Genomic DNA, 5,836 nt, shown 5'->3' with positions numbered 1-5,836 from the left:
GAAGCCCCCTCCATACGGTCCCATTCGCGCTGTGACTAGGGACGCCCCGCCACGTCGATCTCAATCGTTCCCGCCCGCCGCAGCCGCTCGAGCAGGTCTTCGAATACCTTCCGCTTGCGCTGCGGGAGCATCCGCGCCTCCACCTCGGCACGGACCTCTTCGAACGGCGGGACGCGTGCTTCGCGGCGCTCCAGCAGTTGGAGCACCGAGAAGCCTCCCGCCTCAGCCACCACGGGACTCACCTCGCCCACCTTCTTGAGGGCAAAGGCCGCCTTCTCCACCGCCACATCCCCACGCCAGTCCCCGCGCGCGAGCCCCCCCAGCTCACCGCCCCGCGCCTTCTCCGGTCCATCCCCGCCCGCCGCCACCTTCTCCCGCGGCTGGCCCGCCCGAAGCTGCTGCGCGAAGCGCTCCGCGCGCTGCTTCGCCTGGGTCCGCTGGGCCGCCGAGGCCCCGGCCGGCGTGGCCGCGAAGATCCGCACCACCCGCACCCGCTCGGGTTGTGTCAGTTCCGAGAGGTGCCCCTCATACCAGGCGCGCAGTTCCGCCTCCGAGGCTGCCCCCGCCGCGCGCTCCTCCTCGGCCAGCAGCGCCTGGAGCATCAGGCGCTCTTCCAGTGCCTGGACCTGCTTCTGGATTTCCGGGTTTTCGTTCAGCCCGCGCGCACGGGACTCCTGGGCCAGCAAGCGTTTGTCAATCATCGACCGGACGAACTCGTGCCGTCCGTTGGGTCCTTCGAACTGCTCGCGCAGGGGCGAGGGGAGCCGGGAGGACTCGGCGAGCAGTTCCTCCTCCGTGACGACGCCCCCGTCGTAGCGCCCCACGACCCTGCCGCCATCCTTCAGGTTTGCCTGCTCCTGGGCGGACGGTTCGCGGACCGGCGGAGTACAGGCCCCGGCAAGAAAGACAAGAGTCAGACCTGTAGTGAAACGGAACGGGCTCAAAGGGGGCGCTCACTGCTTGGGTGGCTGTTCACCGGGTCGGCCCGCCTCGATAGCGACTGTCCGCAGACGAACAATCCCCGACTTCGGGGCAATGATGCAAGAATCTCTTTCAACTCACCGCACGCCTTCCCGGTCCCGACGCACCGGGTCTCGGACTGCGAGTCTGCCTTACCCTCGGAATCCCTGTCATGCACATGCCGTCCCTCCCTCCTGACCTCGCTCGTCCTCCTCGAATGCTCGGGTGACAGGAGTTCCGGTTCGGAAGCCGCCACCCGCAAGAAGGGGCCGTGGTGGCGCTGGTGAACGGCCAACCCGTGATGGAGGAGGTGGTGGTGGAGGCGAAGCGAAGGGAGCAACCGGCGTTCATCCGCGCCCGATACGCCATATCCGAGAAAACTGAATTCCTGGACAATCTCAGCCGTCTCGAGCTGCTGGCGCAGGAAGCGCGGCGGGTGGGACTGGACAAGGAGCCAGAGATCCTGGCCACGCCCGCGAAGGTGAGGGTGCAGAAGCTGCTTCGCCAGCAGCAGGAGGCCACCGGGACACCCTCGGAGACTGAGCTGCGCAAGCATTTGTTGCTGCCGCGGCTGGTGCGAGCCGGCGGCGAGTAGACGGTGAGAGGGGTGTGGCGACACCCCTGCCCACCAATGCCCCGCGAGAAGGCTGTGGAGAGCGCTTCGCGGAGCACCCGAGGAGTCATCCGAAGTCAGAGAGGAGTCAAGTCCTGGGCCCAGGAAGTGCCCTCGGTGGAGGCGGCGCGTCCGGCCCGCTGCCCAGGCCCGTCCTCTCCAGTTCGCATATCACTACGCCAAGGACGTGTTGACGCCGGAAGATGCGGATGAAGACGGAATTCCACTGCTCCTTCCGCAGAGTGCGGGCCGACATGGACCTCCACCGCAAGTCATTGCATTGCCCAACCTGAGCGGCGAACTGCGCTACATCGCCGGACACCTGCAGCAGCTCCACTCGGAAGGACTCCGCGGAGAAGATCGACCTCGCGGAGGTCGGCACGCTGGGCGCAGGTGAGTACCTGGTGGTGAGCTCGGCCGCGGTTGTCGGCCCCTCTGGCGAGTCGTCCCGGGGTGAAGACCCTCCAGCGGGGGACCTCGGACTTCATCCAGAACGGCGGCAGCGCGACGAGCCCCCCCCGCGGACGCCGTGGCACTCTACGAGGGGGGCCAGGATGCGCTCATCGACTCGCTCTCCTACGAGGGAGCCATCACCCAGGCCACCATCGCGGGCTCCTCCAAGCGGTTCGACATGCAGGAGGGAACCACGAGCGCGACGACGCTGGCCGACAGCAACACGCTCGAAGGCTCGCGGTACCGCGACGCGAACAGCACGGACACCGACGACAACGGGGTGGACTTCAAGTTCACCACGACCGTGACGTCGGGCGGGGCCAATGTCGTAACCGCGCCGTGATGCCCGTCCGCTGACCGGACGACGAAGGCCTGGGCCGTGCTGGAGAATTCAGCGCGCGCCCGGGCCTTCACCGTTCATCGACTCTCAAGAGCGAGACCCGGTAGCCCATCCGCATCAGCCTGTCATGGGCATGGGTCAAGTTGAGCTGGCTGAAGAACGGCAATGAGTGAGGCCAGTTCGACTTTCGCTTGGTGATGATGGCGAATACCACCTCGAATTTCGAGGGGTCAGGCCTCGCGTCGGGAATCAACGTACCCAGCGCAGGCCGCCCCTTCACGACTTGATTCCGGGTGTGACTCCGGTACTCCGGGTCCATCCAGAACGAGTCGGCGGATACAACACCCTGCGCGAAGAGGTGGCTCAGCGTCGCGGAGCGCGTCTTCCTCTTCACATGGACGAACTGGCAATCCTTCGTGAACAGATCACACACTTCGATTCGGGTCTTGCTCCCGTCCACGAAGACGTTTCGCCGATCCATCAGCGCGTAGTTCTTCGAGGTCTTCGCCACCTGGCTGTTGTAGTCGTCCTCGTGCTGCTCGCTCCCCGCCGGAGGGAGCACGAGCTTTGAAGCGGGAATCTGTCCCAACTTCGTCTTCACTCCATCCGCGAACGTCTTGTCGACCTGGAACCAGTCTCCTCCGGAGAGGACGTAGACCTTCCCCTCCAGCTCCGTCTCGAAGACGAGGGTGTCGAACACGCTCCACTTCGAGAGCGGGACCTCCGAGCGCGTGTCATGGAGCCTCACCACATCTCGCTTGAGCTTCTCGAATGAGAGCTCGTCCTCGTCCACCGTGCGGAGATACTCCTCCATCCGCAACTCATGGCGCGGAGTCGGCTCAGCCTCCGTGGAGAAGGAGAGCCCCGACGATTCGTGCCAATCGATGATGTCGGGAGGGGCCAGATGCAGGTCATCGTGCTTCTTGGAGCGGATCGTCTCGAGCAGCATCGTGGAGAGACTCGCTATCACTGACGGGTCGCGCACGGCCCGCAGCTGGTCGAACCAGGGGAAATGCTCCCGGTACGCGTTGCTCTGGTAAGCCGCCAGCAGCTCCTCGCACTTCGCCCCCAGGTCTTCGACCTCCAGCTTGGCACTCAACGACAAGGAGTCCGAGCCCGCGATCAACTTCGCGAACGCCTCGTCGATGGGCTTCCCGGCGATGACCCGAGGGATGTCCTGATGCAGGTTCAGCGCGAACGCCGTCATCGGCGAGTTCCGACTCAGCTGCTTCCGAGTCTGCGTCGTCAGGCTCTCGACGCTTCGCACATCGACGCTCCGGAGCTGCTTCGGGTCCACCGAGTTCAGCACCACCTTGATGCCGAAGTCCCGCTCGAAGCAGTCGACCTTCAGCAAGTTCCTCCCGTGCCCCTGCGTGAAGACCAGCCACCGCTTCTGGACACGAACAAAGAGCACCGCACTGATGTTGTCGTTCTTCAGCTCCGGAAGGCGCCCCTCCAGCATCGGCGCCACGAAGCCCATCCAGGCAGCGGACCTGGCGCGCTTGGACTGCACGTAGAACTCCCCCGTGAAACCAAGGCCGCGCTTCACCCCTATCTGAGTCACCGAGGCAGGGTCCTTGAGACAGTCCTTGGGACTCTTGAACTCACTCTTGATCAACAAAGCGGTCAGATGTCTGACGCGCTTCCGCGACTGAGCCTTCTTCGTGGCCATTCACTCCCCAATCGAAGGTCGTGTTTCGATCTGGAGGATGGGCCTCAGGGGTTGGGATGTCTCTACCACCCCAGGGGTACGCACGGGGCGGCGCTAGCCGGCGCGGCGAAACACACCGTCCAGCGCCCGGAAGCGCTCCAACGTACTCGTGGGAATCTCATCGAGCGCCGCCACGAGCGGCAGCGTGAAACGGTGGAAGCTCGCGTCGTACAGCGGCTGACCCACGAACCGCGCGCCCATCTTCCTGGCGAACAGCGACGGCGCCCGGGGCATCCTCAATCCCGCCAACAACCCCTGCCCTGCCCGCTCGCGCTCCGCCGGCGTATAGAACGGGCTCCTGGGGATCGCGGGCGACTCATGAGGCACCGTCGACCTCACCCGCCAACGCGGACTCACCCAACCCCGGTGCTCCGCCACACACGCAATCAGCCGCGCGTCCTCGTGTGAGTCCGTGTCCATGTTGGCCGCGGCAACCCAGTGCGTCACGCCGCGCCGCCGGCTCTCCGCGTAGATGCCCGCCTGCAGGTGCGCCACCGCCTCCGTGTGCCGCCACTGTTCGAGCACGCAGAAGCGCGCCGTCTCCGCGATGACCCGCCCCGGCCCCACCAGGCTCGACAGGTCCAGCTTCTGCTCCATCTCCACCCCCAGCCGCCCTCCCGTCGCCAGCGCCACCTCCGGATTCGTCAACAACATCCGCAGCGTCGCCACCGGCGTCCGGTCCGCATAGACCACCAGATGCACCGTCGTCTCCAGCGTGTCGAAGCAGCCCACCTCGCGCCGCGTCGGTGACGGATTGCCCCCCAGCAAGCGCAGCTCTCCTCCGAAAACAGCCCAGCGGATCCGCAGCGCGTCATCCAACTCACGCTGGGTGGTGGCGACTCGGCAGTGCATGGACGTCATGGGTCCCTCCTGAAACAGGCCGGCGACATACCGACCCCGTCCCCCTTCTTCGGCGCCGCCGCCCCGACTGCGCCCACCACCCCATGTCTCGTCCACCCTGAGCCATACCACCCGGGAGGTACAGACATTGCTTCGCTTCGCGACCAACCTTCCGCGGACGTGAACGAGACACACGCCGTCGAACTCACCGAGCCGGTAACGAAAGGACACACAGTTCGATGTCAACCCGAGAGCGGGCACGTGTTCCCGGCGAGGAGTGGGGATGAGTCTTCCAACACCATCGGAGGAGCAGGAGCTTCACGAACGCATCCTGAAGAAGGATGAGTCATTGGCTACCGCGGAGGTCTTTGAAGTCTTCGTCGACCCAATCACTGCACACTTGTGCAGAGACCTGAACCGCACCAAGGAAGAGGCCTGGGACGCGGTGGTCGATGTCATCTACGCCTATCTGGCGCACCCTGAACGGTACGTTCCCCAGAAGAGTCGGCTGTCCACCTACCTTCGAGAGGCCGCCAAGAAGAAGCTCACCGACCGCTACCGCTCCCGGGTAGCCCGCACCCACCGAGAGCAGGATTACGGGACCGTTTTCGAACTTCGCACGCGGGCACCGAATGAAAGCCTGGAGGTCACCGTGGAAGCCAGGCTCGCCGTGAGACGAATCGACCATGCCAGACTGCCGGAGCGAGACCGAGTCTTCCTCGGGCTGGTCCTCCAGGGAGAGGGCTCTACTCGAGTCCTCGCCCAAGCCATGGGGTTGCCCCCCATGTCGGATGAGGACCGCAAGCGCAGGGTGAAGCGGAATCGAGACCGGCTCATGAAGTGGTTGAGGCGCTTCGGAAAGGAGGACCGAGATGACGAATCCTGAATGGCTCGAGCGAGCGGCCCGACGCGGCCGGAG

The 5,836-nt window shown here is 65.3% G+C and carries 6 protein-coding genes; 3 read left to right on the top strand and 3 right to left on the bottom strand.

Going from position 1 to position 5,836, the window contains the following annotated elements; genetic code table 11:
* Positions 1–35 precede the first annotated feature (35 nt).
* Positions 36–824: a peptidyl-prolyl cis-trans isomerase gene (locus tag K8625_RS39380; RefSeq protein ID WP_223785607.1), complete on the bottom strand. Its 789-nt coding sequence runs from the start codon at positions 822–824 to the stop codon at positions 36–38.
* A 407-nt stretch (positions 825–1,231) separates the two neighbouring features.
* On the opposite strand from K8625_RS39380, the gene K8625_RS39375 reads away from it, so the two are divergent.
* Both K8625_RS39375 and K8625_RS39370 read left to right on the top strand, forming a co-directional pair.
* Positions 1,232–1,555 carry a hypothetical protein gene (locus tag K8625_RS39375; protein WP_223785606.1) on the top strand — a complete coding sequence of 108 codons (324 nt, stop codon included), beginning with the start codon at positions 1,232–1,234 and terminating at the stop codon, positions 1,553–1,555.
* A 547-nt stretch (positions 1,556–2,102) separates the two neighbouring features.
* Positions 2,103–2,369 carry a hypothetical protein gene (locus tag K8625_RS39370; RefSeq protein WP_223785605.1) on the top strand — a complete coding sequence of 89 codons (267 nt, stop codon included), beginning with the start codon at positions 2,103–2,105 and terminating at the stop codon, positions 2,367–2,369.
* A 67-nt stretch (positions 2,370–2,436) separates the two neighbouring features.
* Here K8625_RS39370 and K8625_RS39365 read toward each other — a convergent pair whose 3' ends face one another.
* Both K8625_RS39365 and K8625_RS39360 read right to left on the bottom strand, forming a co-directional pair.
* Positions 2,437–4,038 carry a DUF6119 family protein gene (locus tag K8625_RS39365; protein WP_223785604.1) on the bottom strand — a complete coding sequence of 534 codons (1,602 nt, stop codon included), beginning with the start codon at positions 4,036–4,038 and terminating at the stop codon, positions 2,437–2,439.
* 93 nt (positions 4,039–4,131) lie between these two features.
* A complete protein-coding gene (locus K8625_RS39360) occupies positions 4,132–4,938 on the bottom strand; it encodes a GNAT family N-acyltransferase (protein ID WP_223785603.1) in 807 nt (268 codons plus the stop codon).
* 262 nt (positions 4,939–5,200) lie between these two features.
* On the opposite strand from K8625_RS39360, the gene K8625_RS39355 reads away from it, so the two are divergent.
* A complete protein-coding gene (locus K8625_RS39355) occupies positions 5,201–5,803 on the top strand; it encodes an RNA polymerase sigma factor (protein WP_223785602.1) in 603 nt (200 codons plus the stop codon).
* Positions 5,804–5,836: the final 33 nt, after the last annotated feature.

Origin of the sequence: Myxococcus sp. AS-1-15, from assembly GCF_020037055.1 — a bacterium.
Taxonomy (GTDB): Bacteria; Myxococcota; Myxococcia; order Myxococcales; family Myxococcaceae; genus Myxococcus; species Myxococcus fulvus.
This window is presented reverse-complemented; position numbering and strand designations above follow the sequence as displayed.